This is a genomic window from Zhongshania aquimaris (genome assembly GCF_019312595.1).
In the GTDB taxonomy this organism is placed as follows: domain Bacteria; phylum Pseudomonadota; class Gammaproteobacteria; order Pseudomonadales; family Spongiibacteraceae; genus Spongiibacter; species Spongiibacter aquimaris.
Map to the genome: position 1 here is coordinate 47,273 of NZ_JAHWDQ010000007.1, position 19,482 is coordinate 66,754.

Here is a 19,482-nt window from a genome sequence, read left to right on the forward strand (position 1 = left end):
TTTTTTTATTGAAAATAAAAATTCATCTACGAATTGTATAGATCAGTCGGCTTTCATTGCGGTGAGAAATGGTTCATTGGTAATTAGTAAGGGCGTGTTGTCTTCGCGCAGATGCGACCATTTCACACTGATACCGCCATCTACTGTTAAACACTGGCCAGTGAGGTAGCTACCCATATCAGATAGCAGGAACAACACACTATTGGCAATTTCTGCCACATCACCTTTTCTACCCATGGGAATCGCTTGACGCTCTAATTCCGGATTCGGCGGTAATAGCGACGCCGGCGAGGTCATCGCGCCGGGCGCGACGGCATTCACGCGAATACCCTCTGCCGCCAGCTCCAAGGCCATGGTTCTCACTACCGATAAGACCGCTGCCTTCGCTGCGCCGTACGCCACGTTATAAGGCTGAGCGCCAATCGCGGTTATAGAGGAAATCGCGACAACAGAGCCCTTTAATTTTTGCCGGCGCAATTCCGCAGTAACCGCCTGACTGATAAAGAACATAGAATCGAGGTTTTTAGAAAATAGCTCGTGCCAGGTATTGCGGGGCAATTTCCCCGCGTTACCCCAGCTTGGCGGTGGCCCGCCCCCCACCACGGTGACTAAACCATGCAGCTTACCGGGGGCGTCGCGAACGGCGTCCATCACCTTGGTGACACCGGCCTCCTCCTCTACATCGGCGGTTACCGTGATCACAGCTAAGCCCTGTTCGATCAGCGGCCCCACATGTTCATCTAACTTTTCTTGCGAGCGACTGACCGCAATCACGGTCGCACCATTTTCAGCGGCCATACGTGTCACAGCCGACCCCAAACCGCCGCCGGATGCACCGGCAACCACCACAATTCTTCCCGTCAGATCCAAGGGGTTCTCACGCATTGTATTTTTCCTCCACTCAGGCCTTCGTGTTCAACCGCGACCTTACACTAGCTCAGTATTATTCTTAGCGTCTTAACGACGGCAGCATCAATGATATATAATCAACTATGTTGTTTATAAAGTACAGGGTTTAGCACCCCCAAAATGGCGTCAGCAGCAGCTCTCAAAAACAATAGAAAGGCGAATATTGATGACCTTACAATATGCACCCAACGAGCAAATTCAGGTTCTACGTGTGGCCCAGTGGGCTACCGGAAAAGTCGGCGCACGGAGTTTGCGCGCTATCATCCAGCACTCTCAGCTAGAGCTTGTCGGCCTCTATGTACACTCCGCCAACAAAGCGGGTAAAGACGCTGGCGAGTTGTGTGGGCTTGCCCCGGTTGGTATCAAAGCCACCCAAAGTATCGACGATATTATTGCCGCAAAGCCCGACTGCCTAATGTATATGCAGGAAGGTGTGGTGCTCGACGACGTCTGCAAAATACTAGAATCCGGCATCAATATTGTCACCACGCGGGGCGAGTTCTTTAACCCTGATTTTATGGACAAAACGATACTGGAGCGCACTGCCGCCGCCTGCCTAAAAGGGGGCTCTACCATCCACGCCACCGGCAGCAGCCCGGGCTTTATTACCGAGGCAATTCCACTGGCGCTGTGCTCGGTATCGAGGAGACTCGACTGCTTAACCATTGATGAGTACGCCTATATTCCCGAGTCCTGCTCACCTGAAATGGTCTTCGATGTGATGGGCTACGGCCGCCAGGACAGCGGTGAATTCGACGCAAATCTGCTGAATCATATGAGCCAATGCTTCGAACAGTCGTTATCACTAACGGCTAAAGCCCTCGGCCTAGCACTAGATCGAGTAGAAGCTTTTGGTGAAACAGCCAATGCCAAAGAGCGCATAAAAATTGCAGATAACGCGTATATTGAAGCTGGCACTATCGCCGCACAGCGTATCACCGTCGCAGGTATCCGCAACGATAAAACGATTCTGAAATTTCGCGCCAATTGGTACTGCGCTACCGAGCTGGATCGCCCTTGGGAGCTGGGTGAAACGGGATGGCGGGTCAATGTCGAGGGCGACACCCCCTTAGACGTCACCCTGCGAATGCCGCGCAACAATGAGCCCGTTGCCGAGCAAATGGGTGGCTACACCGCACACCGCGCCGTCAATGCGATAGCCAGTGTATGTCGTGCAGAACCCGGCATTGCCACCATCGTCGACCTGCCTCAAATAATCGCCACGCTGAGCTAGCGCCTAACAACAGACCTTAAATAACAATAGCAATGAGGATACAAGCGTGAATGCAGCAAATTCGGCCATGTCAGAATGGCGCAAAGCCTGGTTTGTTCCGCTAACAGCGGCGCTGGGTTACGCAACAGCGACGATGTATGTTTACTCCATCGGCCCCTTTATTGAACCTATTCAAGCAGAGTTCGGGTGGTCGCGGGCACAGGTCTCATCAGGTATCACTATCGCCGCCTCCCTGAGCGCCATATTTTGTATACCCATGGGAATCCTGGTCGACAAAATTGGTCCTCGGCGCATGGGGCTGCTCGGTGTCACCCTCATGTGTGCGGCAGTAGCCATGCTAAGTACCGCCACTGGCAGCGACAGCAACTGGATCTTCTTGTGGTGTTTACTGGCATTCGCCACGCTGTGGGTGCAGGCCACTATCTGGACCAGCGCCGTCAATGGACGCTTTGTTAAATCCCGTGGGTTGGCACTGGCCATCACACTCTCTGGCGCATCACTGGCGGCGACTGTATTTCCGCTTACCGCCAGTTGGTTAATCGAAAGTTTTGGTTGGCGCAGCGCCTATATAAGCTTAAGCGGCGGTTGGGCGGTGCTGGCACTACCCGCACTATTTCTCGGCTTTAAAGGAATACAGGATCAACATCAGCCCGAAACTACGGCGCAAGCCAAACCCAAAGAATTACCTGGGCTTACCATCAGCGAAGGCCTGCGCACCCCCGCCCTGTACAAACTTATTATGGCCGGTGGTTTTTTTGCCTTCACCGCCATTGGTATCGTCACCCACTTTGTACCGATACTCACCGACAGCGGCGCCAGCACAATGCAAGCGGCGGGCGTAGCCTCATTGATTGGGATCTTTTCAATTATTGGACGTCTGGGAACCGGCTTTTTACTAGATAGATACCCCGCCCATCTCGTCGGCGCGATTGCGTTTATTATCCCTATCATCGCCTGCAGTCTCTTGCTGAGCAACGGCAGCCTGCCGATATTTCAAATGCTGGCAGCGGCGATCTTTGGCTTAACGCTGGGGTCCGAGGTCGATGTGATCGCCTACCTCGCCGCCAAGTATTTTGGCCTAAAAAACTTCGGCGCGCTCTATGGCGCAGCAGTGATGGCACTTTCCATGGGCACCGCCTTTGGGCCACTTGCTGCTGGCGCGGTATTTGACCACTACGGCAGCTATGCGCCCTTCCTGCAGCTCACCGCCGTGTTAATGGGTGCCAGCGCCATCGCCCTATTTACCATGGGAAACCCACCCGAAGCGGCAATTGCAGCGGAAGAGGTCATCATTGCAGACGTATTGGAACGCTGACACGTCTCAATTTGGAAATCTCATTTCTACTGTTAGCAAGCCCAAAAGTTAGCACCTAACAACACATCAGTGGCGCGTAACCCCGCGCCACTCCGACGCCCGACGCCCGACGCCCGACGCCCGACATTTAAGATCTTAGCTCGCAACACTGGATGAAACTTTCTCCATCATTATTGAAAACCGACCATTTGGTCTGTACCCTGCTCGCAAGTTACAATCCACTTTCCCCGGGGTACACATGCAAAAGCTGCTCGATCGCCTTAATGATCTTTTTGAGCAAGTTCCTACGGCCGTCAGGCCATATCGCTGGCTTATTACGCTTATCTTTGTGGGCATATCTATATTGATGGCGACCGGCATTAGCAAACATTTCACCATCAATATGGCACCGGAAGCATGGTACCCAAAAGGCGCCGACACCATTGTCATTCGCGACGCCTATCGGCGCCTATTCGGCAGCGACGACAATGTTTATATCGTCTACCAACCCAAATCGGGCGATGTTTTTTCTGAACAGGCCTTACGCGATATTGCAGAGCTTCATCAGGACCTGGAAGACGCTAGCCTCCAAGCAGAGCCGAATGAATTATCGCGCATCATTAAAATTGATAGCCTGTACAACGCGCGCTACCAGATTTCCGACGGCGACACGCTGATCTCCAAAAAACTCATTGGCGCGGATTTTCCCAACAGCGCTGAGGAGCGCGAGCAGCGCCGCGCCATTGCGATCACGCAAGATAGTTTTTCGCGGATGTTTTTCTCTAATGACTTCCGTTACGGCGGTATCAGCTTAAAAACCAACATCGGCGCTGTCCCTAAGCAAACTCTCGTCACGGATAACACCCAAAGCACCGATCTACTGCAGGATGATGCCTTCGGCTTTGGCCTGGAAATCGACTCCCCACTGGAGGTCGAAGCCAACGCAGAAACCAACGACGTGGAATTTATCGGCGTTCAGCTAGACGAATATATGCATTTCATGGCCGCGCTTCACGAGGTTATCGACCAGGATAAATACTCAAATTTCGATTTTTATCTGGTCGGTAACTCCGTCACCATGGAATTCATCATGAACGGCGTCTTCGAAGCGGCGGGCTTAATACTGATGATGGTCTTGCTCATTGTCATATTACTTTGGGCCCTGTTCCGCTCATTAAGCGCGGTACTTTGGTCACTGCTGGTTGTGATATTCGCTGGCTTTTGGGCCATCGGCGCAGGCGCGTGGCTAGGTGTCAGCTACACCACCATGATGACGCTAACGGTCATGCTGGTATTGGCGGTAGGCATCGCTAGCTGCGTTCACATCTTGAGCGCCTACACGCTATTTTGTCGCCAGGGCGCTGACCACCAAGGCGCCATGACAAAAGCCTATCGCAAAACCGGCTTACCTATTCTACTCACCTCACTAACAACCGCCGTTGGCATGCTGTCGTTAACACTAACCGATATGCCAGTAATACAAGTCTTTGGCGCCACCTCTGCTATGGCTGTCATATTTTCGTTTATTTTAATATTCACAATCCTACCCTGCGCACTGGACTTGTGGCACCCAAAACTACGCGGTTCACAGCAGACCAAGCAGCAAGGCAAGAAGCCACTAATAGATTTACAGCCACTGATGATATGGATTGGCGACTTTACCGAGCGCAGAAGTAAAACCATTGTCATCAGCTATCTCGTCATTTTTATCGCCATGTGTATTGGCGCGATTAATTTAAAAATCGACTCCAACTCCGCCATGATGGCGAGAGAAGAAACACCGTTGCGGCAGTCCTTAAAAATAGTTGATGAAGAAATGATGGGCGGCATGAGCCTGGAAGTGCTAACTCGTTTTGGCAGTGCAGACGCCTTAAAAGACCCGCGAGTACTGAAAGCCGCCGATGAACTACAACAGCACATTGCCGCCAACTATGCCGACAAGGTCATCAAAACCTTTTCATTGGCTAATGTGGTAAAAGACACCAACAGCGTACTGAACAATAACGATGAGCAGTACCGAGTCATACCAGACGATCCGCGCTTAACAGCGCAACTTTTGTATATGTTCAACAATGCCAATCCGACCGATCGACGGGAAACCGTTAACGACGATTACAGCAGCAGCCATATCTCTATTATGTTGCGCAATGGTGGCACCTATGAATACACCGCGTTTTTCAAAGAACTGAAACAAGACATGCTGCGAATATACGAACCGCTGCGAGCCGACTACCCCAATATGCGCGTCGAGCTTACTGGTACCTTTAATTTGGCGGTGGAGCTAATGGACCATATTGCCTGGACTCAGTTAAAGAGTTTTAGCTTTGTGTTAATCATTATCACCGTGCTCATGATCATAAGCTTGGGGTCTCCCCAGGCTGGCGCCATCTCGATGATACCCAATATATTGCCGGGGATTTTCACCTTCGGCTTAATGGGCTGGTTAGGTATTCCGCTAGACGGCGACACACTGATTGTTGCCCCTATTATCATCGGCATTGCCGTAGACGACACCATCCACTTCCTGACCCACTATCGCGCCTCGTGGATAGAACACGGCGACGTCGGTATCGCGGTACGCCAAACCCTCAGCGAAGTCGGCCAAGCGGTTGCCTTTACCAGCCTTGTCCTGGGGCTTGGCTTTGCCATTCTTATTTTTGCCAGTTACCTCGGGCTCGCCAAGCCCGGCTTATTTGGCTCACTAGCTATTTTGGTAGCGCTACTATCAGACTTACTTTTCCTACCGGCACTGATGCATTGGTTAAAACCCAATATGGGTAGAGATAAAGTCCTTAAGCTGGCAAATGAGCAAGCAGCTGCAAGCTAATTTTATAGAGACATAGCCACAATACACTCACGCTGGAATAACGAATAAACAGGTGAAACCATGAAGAAATTAACACTATTAAGCACTGCCGCGAGCATCGCTTTACTGAACTTAGCGCTGAATAGCGCCGCGCTGGCCAACGAAGAGAACGCCCAGCTCATCATGGAAAAAATGGACGAGCAACAGCGCCTGGTTTCCGACGGCAGCCTCACTCGTTCACAATTATCTACCTGTAAATTCGGCCAGAAAGATAAACAAATCAACTGTGTTGAAACCCCGCGTGTAAAAATACTTGAGTCGGTTTCGAAACAGTACGGCCCCGATAAAAAAGATAGCAAAGGCGTCTCTATTTTACTTGAGCCCGCCAGTGAACGCGGCATAGGCATGCTGACCTATAACTACGATGACCCGAATCGCGACACCGAGTCTTGGCTCTATCTATCGGCGCTGGGTAAGGTAAAACGCATGGCCAGCGGCACCGGTGAAGACAGCGAGCCAGTTTCCGTATTCGGTTCAGAGTTCACCACAGAAGATATGGAAAGCGGTAACACCAACGAATATGATTACAAAATCTTACAGCAAGGTCCCTTCGGTGATCGCGAAGTGTGGGTAATAGAGGCCATCCCCAAACCCGTGCGCGCGGTAAAAACAGAATACAGCAAGCTACTCTATTGGGTAGACAAAGAACGCTACACCTTGCTCAAGGCCCAGACCTATGACAAGCGCGGCAAGCCCTATAAGCAACTCACCTTTAAAAACATAGAAAAAATAAATGAACTGTGGATTGCTCGCGATGTGACATTGATAAATCTACAATCACAGCGACTATCAAATATGAAAACCGAGGCAATCACGACCAATGTCGCCGTCGAAGACGAGTTTCTCACTCAGCGCACGCTGACCGACTTTGCTTACCGTGAAAAAACCCTGGAAGCGCTGCGTAAGTATTTTCAATAATGAAACATCGAAACCGTATTTTAGCGCTGGGCCTTTGCTGTGCAAGCACACTCGTCGCTGCCAGTGATGATTTATTAGCCACCGATGATTTTGCATTTGACACCAGTGAAATAGAGGTATCAAAGCCGCACTGGACGGATGGTTTCAAAACCACCCTGGAACACAGTCACACTCAAATTCCAGCCGAACCGAACCGCGAGCAAAGCAGTGTGCGGCTGGAGTACGAAAGCAATATTGCCGATGGCTGGTATGCAAAACTGGACACTCGCTATCGCTACTTTTGGGACAAAGACGACCTCGCCGAAGCCCGCGGCGATGCTTATGGACGCAACAAATTACAGCGCGCCTGGCTGCAATATAGTCGAGGCGCCTGCACCGCCACCGCAGGCAGACAAACCTTAATCTGGGGAACCGTCGAAGGCACCTTTGTCACCGACATTGTCACCCCCTTCGACTACACCGAGCAGTTGCTAACGGACTACGGCAATGTGCGATTAGCCCAAGATATGCTGGTCGGCGAATGCTTTGTTGCCAATGCGCAAATACAAGCGTTTTACACCCCAGAAGCGGAAACGGATATTTTTCAACACCACCCTTTGAGCTTCACCATAGCGCCAACCGTACCCGCTATTCATCTTGACCAAGACGCAAAGGAAGAATGGGGATTGCGTTATAAATGGCAGGGCGGACGCTACGATATAAGCCTGATGTATGCCCAGCTCTATGATAATGCGGCAACGCCTGTCATTAACAATAATAGCGGCAGCGCACTTAATGACGATGACGCAAACTATCTGCCGGAAATTATCGCGTCGCTGATGAGCACCGGAAGCCTGCCCCCAGGTATCAGTGTCGAAGCAGAACTCGCTAAGTTCGACCTCGTAGGTGTCGCCAGTACAATCGCAGTCGGTCGACTGCTGCTTAAGGCCGAAGCCGCCTTCCGAGACAATCAATTACTGCGGTTTAGCACGGAGCGAACCGAGCGCTACGATGCAGCCTTAGGTTTTGAATACACCACCAGCGACAACCATATATTCAATGGCGGTGTGTGGGCGACGCACCTTAAAAACGATAAACTCGAACAAAGAGATATTCAGGTCATTACCATGGGTTGGCGCCACAGCTATTTAAATGACAACCTCGTGATGAGCGTGCTGGGAAACTGGGCGTCGAACCCCCGCTTCGCCACCGCGACGATACTGGCCGAGTACCAATGGAGTGATTATTGGAGCAGTGCCTTTGCGCTAAGCCTCGCCGACTTGGACGAGTCAAGCAAAGACCTTCCTGTCGCTTCCGCTGAAAAAGCTGCGACATTAAGTATTAAATATGAATTCTGACGAACGTAGACAAAAGATCATCGTCGCAGCCATAGAGGTCTTATTGGAAAAAGGCGTCGCGGCCAGCCGTATGAATGACTTTGTCAGCGCCTCGGGCTTGAGCAAAGGCGGTGTTTATCACCACTTCGACAGCAAGGAAAACCTACTGATTGGGGTACTGGAGCACTTAATGGGCAACGTCCTCGATCCAGTCAATATGCAAATTGATACCACGCAATCCGCCTATCTGCAATTACAGGGAATGATCATCAGTCGCGAAGAAATAATGATTGAAATGAGTGCTTACAATCAGATTTTTTTAGACTTCTTTGTTCAAGCCAGATCGCTACCGATTTTCAGAGAGAAAATTAACTCCCAATATATCGTCGCACACACCCATATCGCCAAACTGATTCAACTAGGTATTAAACAGGGCGAATTTAAAGCCGCCACTGACGCGGACGCCATTGCAGCAGGTCTCCGTGGGGTATTTGACGGTATTGGTATTGCGCTCTCTATTGCGCCTGAGAAAATCAATTTTCCTCACTCTGCTATTCAAAGTGCGCTGGCATTAATACGCGGCATTACTAAATAGCGACGCACCGATAGTTACTTAGCCGCGACCACCCATTTGTATCCAGCGCTCCTCAGTCATCCATGTATATTCCAAATAATGTCCAAGCAAGGCGCGAGCATCCAGGTAAATAAATTTGAGTGCGTCATTGCCACCCTCTAGTACAACTGGGAATGGCTGTTGATCTACGCGCTGTCGAAATTCATCCCAATCATCTACGCGCATGCAAATGTGGTGGAAATGCGCGCTGTCATCATTTCCCAAAGCATCCTGATATAAATCGACATCACCCGCTATGGGTTGAATGATCTCGTACTGCAAATCATCTACCCATAACAACGCCAATTTAGTACTAATACTGTCTTGACCTTTTGGCGTCCAAACATCGACAGTCACCTCAGTTTGAATTTGTTTGCGAATGGCAGAGCACGCTTGAAGTTCAGCTACCGTCCTATCTATATTTCGCGTCACATAGGCATTTTGAAAGTGTTTTCCCTCTAACATTGAAGTCCTCCGCTTTTAAGAATTACAGGCAGTGTATTTTAATGACGCGGTTTTGCTAAGCGTCTAATTTCTGGTCGACGTACCATACTACTATCGGTCATAGGCAATTCGATTTTGCTAAAAAAACAAGACCTGCCTTGCAAGCTCGCAACTAGCCAGAAAATCTTTATCGTAGCCCCGTAATTCTTTTTTTATGCGCTTCACGGTTTATGGCTTGCGGGGTTAGATGAGAGTCAAAGCTTAGTATAAAGAGCGAACGGTGAACAATCTCAAACACCTAGTTCAGCGACGTTTAACTGGATGCCTACTATTGAGAACACAAAATGGGATGCGGTTCAAACCTGTGCTGCGATGGACTGCTGATAAGCAGCGAGAGTAACAGTGTTGGAGCGAAGGCGCCTAACCCGAGGTCGGCTACTTTACGAGAAGCCCACCAATCATCTGTGTCACAACATCTATAGCTTCAGCTCGCACTTTGTCGGAGTAGCCGGACCGCCCTGCTGTGATCGCGGCGTCGGTCAACGTTGCATGGATCACACTACTCACCAGCTCTGCATTGTTGATCTTGAGCATGTCTGCGGCGATAAGTGCCTCAACACTGTCGCGTACAATTGCGAGAGTGTTTTTCTCCTCGATTTCGCGCCAACGTGTCCAGCCCAGAACGCCGATAACTTCGTGCAGCGGGACCAGCGGCAACGCGGTTAGCCGGCTGAAATCGAAAAATGCCTCGCACTGAGCAAGCACGCGTTTCCAGACATCGCTTTCCTCGGCGCTGGCATTTGAAACTAAGCGCGTGAGCTCTACGCACTGCTGCTCGAATATCGCCGCATAAATCTCAGTCTTGTTACTGAAGTGATGGTAGATAGCCCCCTTGGTCAGCCGTGCTTCACCGGCGATTTGATCAAGCGAAGTGGCTTGAAAGCCATGCAACGTAAACAGACGACGCGCCTCTTTCATTAAGGCTGCCCGTGTTTGCGCGGCAAATTCTTGACGTCTACTTGTATTTGACATACTGATAGAATACAGCATACTTTAGGTATGTGGAATTTTAATCCGGTAAAAAACATGAACAATCAAGCACCCGCGGACGAAGACGTCCAACTGAAATGCGAAGACGGCACGTATCTTGACGCCAACATATCACGGCCGGCGGCGGGTATGCCGTTACACGGCAGCGTTGTTATTGCCGGTGCTTTAGGCGTCCCGCGACGCTTTTATCAGGCACTTGCTAATTTTCTTAGCTCAAACGGATATGCGGTTTTACGCTTTGACTATCGCGGGATCGAGGGCTCCGGACCGAGTCAACGCGGTCGAGATGTCCGGCTGTATGACTGGGGGCGATACGACATTGATGCGGCCCTGGCCGCCGGCCAGAAGTTGAGTTCTGATCGACATTTCATGATTGGCCACAGTTGTGGTGGGCAATTGCTCGGACTGGCCCCGAGTGCCGCTCACCTTGACGGTGCGATTTTTGTAGCGTCAACTTTAGCTAATCCGGACTTGTATCCAGCGCCGGCCCGCTATGGGCTGCGCATGATGTGGAATGCAATCATCCCGCTAGTTTCATTCGGGAGAGACAGGTTTCCCGCTCGCCGCCTAGGGTTTTCGAATGTCGACATTCCCTCCGGAGTGATGAGCGAGTGGGCTCGCTGGGCCCGAGGGGATGCTTATCTATTTTCCCAGCGATTTGGCTTAGATTTATCTAGATATAGCGCGCTCAATATTCCGCTGCTTTCTTTTAGCTTTGAAGACGACAGCTACGCTTCTGTGGCTGCTATTAACGGTTTACTCAATAAATTCCCCACCTGTGTAGTGGAAAATAGATACTTTGCTAGGGATGAACTGCCTATTGGAAAAATTGGCCATTTTGGTTTTTTTCGCGACAAAGCTAAAGAGACCCTATGGCAACAAACATTGGATTGGTTATGGCTAGAATCCAGCCCGCAGAAGGTCGTCGCAGCGCATGAAAACGCAAGCACGCCATCAGCCGACCAAACCCCATAAGATTAATGATACGTAGATAACTGCTAGGCTCGTTTCGATCTGGCACAGATTTACTGCTAGTACTTGGCGCTAAAGCCAGTCAAATTTAATGATTAAAACAGCGTTCGGCTTCTGATTATTGACCTAGTCATCATCAGAATCCCTGCAGCGTATAATCTAGCCTCAAATCTAATACTTAGTAAAACGATATCGTCGAAGCCAACTACCGCTTTTTTAACCCTGAAATTTACACGCTATTAATCATAAGCCAAATAAACATATTTGTGTCGCCCAAGAGGCTTGCACTATGTCATAAGACACGGAATACAAACTGTCGCACCTGCCTATACCACATCCAATTCACACAAATGAACGTATTGACCAAATAGTCAACTAAATCATATCCCCCCGAGGAGAGACTCATGAAACGAATGATCCCCGCACTGCTGCTCGCCGGCGTGGCCGGCACTAGCTGGGCCCAGATTCCACTTGGCTCCCTCAGCGGCAGCGCCCTCAGCCCGAATATCTTGCTCAGCAGCTTTAACAATATTGACGATGCGACAAATGCGCTTGTTAGCGGAGACGGCTATCGAGGGGATGGCATGCGGGGCGCACTACTGGCTGCGCTAAATCCGGACGGCACAGATGGAGGCAATGTGACCCAGGGCTTCAACAACGGAAACCCCGCACTTCAGGGCTTTGCACTGAAATTAGTCAATGGCACTCCCGCCTCGCCTCTCGCAGACGCGTATGTATTGGGCACCGACATGGTTTACGATATTCTGCTCCCGGCCTATCTGCAGATGGACGAGCCGACTGCAATGCTGGTCGCAGCGGGTGAACCGCTCACCCGTCCGCTTTACGAAACGCTAATGGGCGCCATGTTCAGCATTGACTTGAACTTCGAAGGGAGCGGCCTGCCAAGCCTGGGTACGGGAAGCCCACTTGACGGACTACCGCAGTAGCTCCGCGAGCTGACTAGTGGTCCGCCGACTTCCAGCCGCACTCATCAAACCGCTTATCTACAGCCTTACAAGTGAGCACGCTGCTTATTGCAAATTGTATATAACGGTGTACCGACGTCGTTCCGTAATATCTATCAACTGGCCTATGTGATAAAGCCCTGCATTTTTTTGAATAAATGCAGGGCTTTATTATTTTGAGGCTTGACTAAAAAAACAAACCTCGTTTTCAATACTGATCCAAACTACGCTATTCAGTAGCTGGTACAAACCCCAAAATACCCTTAATTTCAAGGTATTCAGTAAAGCCGTGCTCACCCCATTCACGACCATTTCCACTCTTTTTATAGCCGCCAAACGGACAGTTAAAATCAAAGCCGTCATTGATCGATACCCAACCCGTGCGCATACGGCGAGCCACGTTTTGACAGGTCTGCAAATCGGCACCGTAGACGCCACCAGCCAAGCCGAAGTCGCTGTCGTTGGCGATCGCGATGGCGTGATCTAAATCGTCGTAGCCAATAATCACTTGCACGGGGCCGAAAATTTCTTCCCGTGCAATGACCATTTCATTTGTGACATTCGCAAATACGGTGGGCTTAACATACCAGCCTTTGTCCAAACCCTCTGGACGCCCAGGACCACCAGCAACAAGCGTGGCGCCTTCAGCAATACCCTTTTCAATATATTGCTGAATAGAGTTGAACTGACTTTTCGATACCACTGGCCCCATCGCAAATTCGCCCTTGGGGTCGCCTACTGTCACTTGTTCTGCTGCCGCCTTACCCGCGACAATCGCCTCTGCCATACGCGCCTTGGGCACTAACATACGCGTCGTGGCACTGCAGGTTTGACCTGAGTTCATCATCATGCCACCCACGCCTTTACCGACATTTGCGGCGAACTGCTCGTCGTCCAAGACAATCAATGCGCTCTTGCCACCTAGCTCCTGAGTAACACGTTTCACCGTATCAGCGGCGTTTTTTGCCACTTCAATACCAGCAAATTCCGAGCCTGTGATAGACACCATATCAACTTGCGGATGACGTGAGAGCTCGGCGCCGATCACCGAACCCTTGCCCTGCACAAGATTGAAAACACCGGCAGGAACGCCGGCTGCGTCCATAATTTCCGCGAATATTTGCGCGGAAAAATGCGCTTCTTGAGAAGGCTTCAACACTACCGTGCAGCCAGCAGCCATTGCCGGAAAGACTTTCACTGCAATTTGATTAATGGGCCAGTTCCACGGGGTAATCATGGCACAAACGCCAATTGGCTCATGGCGAATCATGGTCTGGCCACGCAGCTCTTCAAACTCGAAATTCTTCAGTACTTCAATCGCCGTCGCTAAATGACCACCACCAAGCGCAACGTGAAAACCCTGGGCAAGTGCCATCGGCGCGCCCATTTCGTCACTGATCGCGCTGCCAATATCTGCACTGCGCTTTTCGTATTCGCTAGCGACTTTTTCCAATACCGCTAAACGCTCTTCACGACTGGTTTGCGACCAGCTATCAAACGCTTTGCGGGCAGATTTAACAGCGCGATCGACATCAGCAATATTACCCAGTGCAATTTTCCCTGACACGGCTTCTGTTGCCGGATTAATGGTTTCAACCGTGGTCATTTCCAACGGTTCGACCCACTGACCATCGATATAAAATTTTAAATATTCACGCATGGTTGTTATCCTTATTTGCAATACGATTAATACGCTACGTCTGCTGCATCAGCGCCGTAGCCCGGTTTAAAATCGGTATACCAAGATTTAAACTCTTCGTAGTTTGGTGCATCCATCGCGTTGGCAACCGGATCAATCGGTACATGTATCACCGTCGGTTTACCACTGGCGATTGCCGCTTGCACAGCGGGCGCAATATCTTGCTCGCGATCCACATATACCCCTTCTGCACCAAAGCCCTTTGCAATAGTGTCAAAGCGCACACCACTACCCCAGTGGGCTTCGGTTTCTGGAGAGTCTGGGCCTACCTGCTTCCGCCAGCACCCCACTTCCAAGCCCCAGGCATTATCGACCCCGACAATTGCGACGATTGGCAAGTTTTTGCGCACGGCGGTCTCTAATTCGGCGATATGAAACATAAAAGACGAATCGCCGGTTACCAGCACGACAGGGCGACCCGGTGCCGCGATTGCCGCGCCCACTGCGTACGGAAGCCCCGTACCAAGATGGCCGGTATTCTGGTTCCACACTAAATCACTTGGTTTGTACTGACTGTAGGTCCAACCGAAAATGGTGACAGAACCACCATCTGCGGTGAACACGGTGTTGTCTGGCAAGGTCCTTGTCGCTTCAACGATAAAACGCGCAGGATGAATCTGCTGACCGCCGCTGGGCACTTCTGCCAACAACTTGGCTTTAAAGCTTTTCTGCAATTGCTTCCAGCCTTCGAATTCTGCCGAGGACTTCCGTGGCGTGTCTTTCATGGCAGAAACTAACTGGGGAACGATGTCGCGCAGGTCACCGACCAGAGGAACGTCGATAGGACGGTTCACACCAAAGGCCATGGTATCGCGTTCAATATAAATCCATTTACGCGTCGCATCCTTTTTAGCCCAGTGGCGACCAATACCCATATGCAAGGGTTCGCCCAACTCGGTGCCAATGGCAATACACAGATCAGACTCTTCCGCCGCTGCGACACCCGCAGGCGAAAAGCCGTAGGCAAAGGTGCGGTCTTCCATACCTTTGATGGTCATGGCGCAGCCTGAGGTTTGCAAAATGGGGCAGTCCATCAACTTCGCCAACTCACCGACAATGGTGTGGGAGCGCGAGGTGAACATTCCCTGCCCGACGAGTAATATCGGATTTTTCGCTGCGCGCATTAACTCCGCCGCCTTTTCAATCATCGGCGCGCCTGCGGGCTGCTGGGTCAAACGATATTGCTCCGCTGCCAATACCGGCTGCCAATCGCGTATTTCATGAATCACACTCAAAGGTAATTCGACATAGGCGGGACCGGGCTTGCCCGTCATCACCTGCCGAATCGCTTCGCGAACAACTTCGTCAACTTGATCGGCATCCTCAACAATACCCACATACTTCATCATAGGCTTAAATTGGCTAACCTGATCCATAAACTGGATACGGCCTTTGCGCACGCGCTGATAGGCAATACTGGAACGCTGGCCACCAAAGAAGATGGTCGGCGAATTTTCTTTGGCGGCAACAATCATCGCCGCAGCCAGATTTGAAATGCCGGGGCCCTGGGTGCCAAAACACACACCGGGTTTGCCAGTCATTCGCGACCACGCATCCGCCATAAAGCCACCGGCCTGCTCGTGATGTGGCGCAACCACACTCCAACCGCGCTGCTCCGCGAGCATTGCCATATGAATAAAGCCAGGGTCCGGAATACCGAACAAGGTATTGATGCCCTCAACTTCAAGTAAATCTACAATGCGCTCATAAACAGGGACCGACATACAAAACTCCAACATTATTTGCATCGGCAGCAGCCGACAATGGCAGGCTTATTTTTTAGATTTCTTTTTCTTTTTTCCCGAGTCCGTCGGCGCCTTTTCATCAAGTAATCGAATCGAATCCTTACCCATAAAACGCGCTAAGTGACGATGGAAATTGGTGATTTTTTGCTCTTGATGAGGGTTGGGCAATGTGCCGCGGAAGCCCCGTGATTTCATGCCCTTTTGCACCCACTCCATATTGGCAAAATCTTGCGCAAGTACCTTACCCCACTTATCACCGGTCGGCTCAGCGTAAACCCATTCCGTTTCGGGCTCTTCACCCTCTGGGTAACGCTCTAGCGCATAGGATTCAAAAATGCATTTATTGGGGTCATCACCGTAGGGACGGGTGCGGTAACACAGCGCGAAAGTCACACCCTGCAAAATAGTTTGGTTGGGAAATAAACTCCAGGCCAAGCCAGCCTCTGACTGCTGTGCTGGTGTCAATTCCGGCCAGATAACACCGCGCGCGGCATCGTCCGCTTTCGCTGACTTCATCCAGTGCGCCATTACCTCTTGTACTGGTGTGCCCTCGGGCAGCTCATGCTGTAAGCGGCTCGCAGCATTGATCAAGGTTTCGGTCGAGGCCGAGAAATTCACGGTCTCGTAATTCTCTCGCGCCAATTCATAGGTTGAGATACGCGGATCACCTAAACCGGCACGCGCTACGCCTGAACTTTGACTGGTTTTTTGACTGGCATCCCGCTCATCAAAACCACTTACACCGTGTAGTCCATAGGGTTTGCTATAGGCGTAAAACTGGCCGTATTTCAGCAGCTGGCTATGGGTTCCCGACACATGATAGGGCTCCATAAAGGCTTCAATTGCGGTTTTCCAATTGCAGGGATACACCGCCCACTGCCGCCATTTAAAGCGCATTTTTTCAAATTGAAAGGGACTTAATATGCGATCTACTTCGCCGAGAAATTCCAGCAAGGGTTCGCACTCCGGATCCATATTGATGTAGATCCAGCCACCCCAGGTATCAACGCTCAACTCTGACAGGCAAATGCGCGACTCGTCATCGAGCGCGCCCTTCCAATCCTGCTTATCCAGAATATGAGTGTTTTTACCTTCTAAGCTGTACGTCCAGCCGTGGAAGCCGCAAACGAAATTTTTCTTCTTGCCGCAGACACCATTTTTATCGTCTGGGGTATTAATTAGCTGACGACCGCGGTGCGGACACACATTGTAATAGGCCTTAAGTTTATCCGGCTCAACCCGAACGACAATAATCGACTCTTCAGCGACGTTGTAAGTTAGAAAATCCCCGACCTCAGGAATCTCCTCTAAACGCCCCGCCATTTGCCACACCTTGGCCCATAGTAACTCACGCTCTTCAACCACGTACTCACGCGACAGGAACGCCTCAGTGTTATAAGTCAGCGGTTCAGCCAAATCCTCATCCGTAAGTTCTCTAAAAGGGATATCAGATTTTTTACTCATGTCACTTCACCTTTTATTGTTTAGCACTTGAACGTAAATGGATCGGTAAATTACTTGTCTTTTTCAAGCATAAGACCGTCGAGATCACCCTTATCTCGCCACTCTTTCATCCACGCTTCAAAGGCATCCCAACCCAAACCATAGGCTTCACCAAGAAAGCTTCGATACACCTTATTACCACTCTCGTCGGTCACTTTTTGACCTTCATTGTTGTAGTAACTTGGCGGGCACTGATCGATAAGCTCCGTCATATCCACCGCTGTTTCGCGAATATGCTTAACATACGCCGCCTGCGCTTCTTCGCTGGGTTCTACCGACACAGCGCCTTTTGCCAAAGCCTGTTTTATAATTTGCGCACTGTGGTAGCCCTGCGAACCGTACTGATAGGTCGTACTGGCATTCAAGCCGCCCTGGTAATAGCCGAGGAAAAACTGATTGGGAAAATGGGTGGTCATCTGACCGTGAAAGGTTTTATAGCCATGCTTCCAGTGATCGTAAATTGACACCCCGTCGCGACCTTCAAAGGTATCTATTCCCCAGCGCCTATCCAAGTCGCTGGTTACCTCAAAACCACTGGCAAAAATCATGCAGTCAATTTCATATTCCACGCCGTCGGCAATAAATCCCTTCTCTGTCATGGCCTCCAAACCCTGCGTTTCAGACACATCAACCAGCTTCACGTTCGGGCGATTAAAGGTGTCGTAATAGTCGTCATTAGACAGTGGACGCTTGCAGGGGAATCGATACCATACCTTTAGCGCTTCAGCGGTTTCTTTATCCTCAACCAATTCATCAACGCGACGGCGCATACGCTCCATCACCCGATAGTCCATCACATCGCGACGGCCGTAGTACTCTTCTAGCGGCACCTCATCTTCGCGGCCTTCTGCACGCAGCTCGGTCTTCATATGACGGCTAATTTCGGTCCAGAAATCCCGAATCTCATCTTCTTCACTTGACTTGAAGCGCCCCTCCATCGCACCGCGATGAAAATTATCAATACGCGCTTTCTGCCAACCCGGCTTGAGGCTTTTCTCCCACTCGGGGTCAGTCGGAAGGTTATTGCGCTGATCCACCGGCGACGGTGTGCGCTGCAAAACATAGACCTGCTTTGCGTATTTACCGAGGTAGGGAATAGCTTGAATCGCGGTGGCGCCGGTGCCCATGATCGCCACTTTTTTATCGGCTAATTTATCGAGAACCGGATTTCGGTACTCACCACCCGTGTAGTCATATTCCCAGCGCGAGGTGTGAAACATCTTGCCTTTGAAATCGTGGATACCAGGAATTTTAGGCAATTTAGGAATATTCAATAAACCGTTCGCCATAATGACAAAGCGCGCACGAATGGTGTCACCGCGATTAGTCTCAATTTGCCAGCGCTTAATCTCACTATCCCAACGCAAGGACGTGACCAAGGTATGAAACAGCGCATCTTTGCCCAGCTCATACTTATTGGCGATCACCTTAAAGTAATCGTAAATCTCATAGCCATTCGCGTATTTACGGGGTGGCATATAACCCGTTTCTTCTAACAAGGGCAGGTAACAGTAGGCGTCGTTATCGCATTGAATTCCTGGATAGCGGTTCCAATACCACACGCCGCCCCAATCACCAGCGTGATCGATATTGCGGAAATTGCTAATGCCAGCGTTCTTGAGGTGGTAGGACGCCAAAATGCCAGTCCAACCGGCACCCAGCACCGCTACATCTAAATCTTCTGAAATTGCCTCACGGGGCTCTACCACCGCATGCGGGTCATGAAGGAACTCCTCCGCAAACTCTTCTTTGATCTTGCCATACTGCTTCTGCCCCTCGGGACGAATACGCTTGTCACGCTCCTGACGATACTTGTCCCGAAGTGCGGGGATATCTAGCTCTGAAGCCTCTGGAAGCTTGGTGGGCTTAGCAGTCATGTACAACCTCTTAATCGCGCAGCGCTTTAATGATTATTAGAAACCTAAAGAGCTTATTATAAGTCAACAATGTTGTC

General features: G+C 50.6%; 15 protein-coding genes. 8 read left to right on the forward strand and 7 right to left on the reverse strand.

All coding sequences use genetic code 11. The features are described 5' to 3' along the window. Positions 1–42: 42 nt before the first annotated feature. The gene (locus tag KXJ70_RS17940; RefSeq protein WP_219044932.1) at positions 43–885 is read right to left on the reverse strand and encodes an SDR family NAD(P)-dependent oxidoreductase; all 843 of its coding nucleotides are present in this window, start codon (positions 883–885) and stop codon (positions 43–45) included. A gap of 190 nt (positions 886–1,075) precedes the next feature. Here KXJ70_RS17940 and KXJ70_RS17945 point away from each other — a divergent pair, with 190 nt between their 5' ends. The 6 genes from KXJ70_RS17945 to KXJ70_RS17970 all read left to right on the forward strand — a co-directional run bounded on the left by KXJ70_RS17945 (position 1,076) and on the right by KXJ70_RS17970 (position 9,132). Continuing rightward, positions 1,076–2,143: an NAD(P)H-dependent amine dehydrogenase family protein gene (locus KXJ70_RS17945; protein WP_219044933.1), complete on the forward strand. Its 1,068-nt coding sequence runs from the start codon at positions 1,076–1,078 to the stop codon at positions 2,141–2,143. Positions 2,144–2,189: 46 nt separating this feature from the next. After that, positions 2,190–3,458 (forward strand): MFS transporter, encoded by a 1,269-nt coding sequence (locus tag KXJ70_RS17950; RefSeq protein WP_219044934.1) that lies wholly within the window; start codon positions 2,190–2,192, stop codon positions 3,456–3,458. A gap of 238 nt (positions 3,459–3,696) precedes the next feature. Next, positions 3,697–6,264: an efflux RND transporter permease subunit gene (locus KXJ70_RS17955; protein ID WP_219044935.1), complete on the forward strand. Its 2,568-nt coding sequence runs from the start codon at positions 3,697–3,699 to the stop codon at positions 6,262–6,264. 60 nt (positions 6,265–6,324) lie between these two features. Then, positions 6,325–7,221 carry an outer membrane lipoprotein-sorting protein gene (locus KXJ70_RS17960; protein ID WP_219044936.1) on the forward strand — a complete coding sequence of 299 codons (897 nt, stop codon included), beginning with the start codon at positions 6,325–6,327 and terminating at the stop codon, positions 7,219–7,221. Beyond that, complete coding sequence (locus KXJ70_RS17965; RefSeq protein ID WP_219044937.1) at positions 7,221–8,558, forward strand: DUF1302 family protein; 1,338 nt, start codon at positions 7,221–7,223, stop codon at positions 8,556–8,558. Before KXJ70_RS17960 ends, KXJ70_RS17965 begins: the two co-directional genes overlap by 1 nt. Further along, positions 8,548–9,132, forward strand: coding sequence for a TetR/AcrR family transcriptional regulator (locus tag KXJ70_RS17970; RefSeq protein WP_219044938.1), 585 nt, complete (start codon positions 8,548–8,550; stop codon positions 9,130–9,132). The genes KXJ70_RS17965 and KXJ70_RS17970 overlap by 11 nt, the downstream gene beginning before the upstream one ends. 18 nt (positions 9,133–9,150) lie before the next feature. On the opposite strand, the gene KXJ70_RS17975 is transcribed toward KXJ70_RS17970, so the two are convergent. Further along, on the reverse strand, positions 9,151–9,615 hold the full coding sequence (locus KXJ70_RS17975) for a VOC family protein (protein WP_219044939.1): 465 nt from the start codon (positions 9,613–9,615) through the stop codon (positions 9,151–9,153). A gap of 414 nt (positions 9,616–10,029) precedes the next feature. Further along, entirely contained in the window at positions 10,030–10,572 is a 543-nt protein-coding gene (locus KXJ70_RS17980) for a TetR/AcrR family transcriptional regulator (protein WP_219044940.1), read from the reverse strand. A gap of 108 nt (positions 10,573–10,680) precedes the next feature. Between KXJ70_RS17980 and KXJ70_RS17985 the strand changes: the two genes are divergently transcribed. Both KXJ70_RS17985 and KXJ70_RS17990 read left to right on the forward strand, forming a co-directional pair. Beyond that, a complete protein-coding gene (locus KXJ70_RS17985; protein WP_219044941.1) occupies positions 10,681–11,619 on the forward strand; it encodes an alpha/beta hydrolase family protein in 939 nt (312 codons plus the stop codon). A 401-nt stretch (positions 11,620–12,020) separates the two neighbouring features. Then, entirely contained in the window at positions 12,021–12,563 is a 543-nt protein-coding gene (locus KXJ70_RS17990; RefSeq protein ID WP_219044942.1) for a hypothetical protein, read from the forward strand. A gap of 247 nt (positions 12,564–12,810) precedes the next feature. On the opposite strand, the gene KXJ70_RS17995 is transcribed toward KXJ70_RS17990, so the two are convergent. Genes KXJ70_RS17995 through KXJ70_RS18010 form a run of 4 tightly spaced genes read right to left on the reverse strand, consistent with a single transcriptional unit; the run spans position 12,811 to position 19,405 of the window. Then, the gene (locus tag KXJ70_RS17995) at positions 12,811–14,241 is read right to left on the reverse strand and encodes an aldehyde dehydrogenase family protein (protein ID WP_219044943.1); all 1,431 of its coding nucleotides are present in this window, start codon (positions 14,239–14,241) and stop codon (positions 12,811–12,813) included. A 26-nt stretch (positions 14,242–14,267) separates the two neighbouring features. Further along, complete coding sequence (locus tag KXJ70_RS18000) at positions 14,268–16,004, reverse strand: thiamine pyrophosphate-binding protein (RefSeq protein WP_219044944.1); 1,737 nt, start codon at positions 16,002–16,004, stop codon at positions 14,268–14,270. A 48-nt stretch (positions 16,005–16,052) separates the two neighbouring features. Further along, positions 16,053–17,489 carry an aromatic ring-hydroxylating oxygenase subunit alpha gene (locus tag KXJ70_RS18005; RefSeq protein ID WP_219044945.1) on the reverse strand — a complete coding sequence of 479 codons (1,437 nt, stop codon included), beginning with the start codon at positions 17,487–17,489 and terminating at the stop codon, positions 16,053–16,055. Positions 17,490–17,539: 50 nt separating this feature from the next. Further along, positions 17,540–19,405, reverse strand: coding sequence for a flavin-containing monooxygenase (locus KXJ70_RS18010; RefSeq protein WP_219044946.1), 1,866 nt, complete (start codon positions 19,403–19,405; stop codon positions 17,540–17,542). Positions 19,406–19,482: the final 77 nt, after the last annotated feature.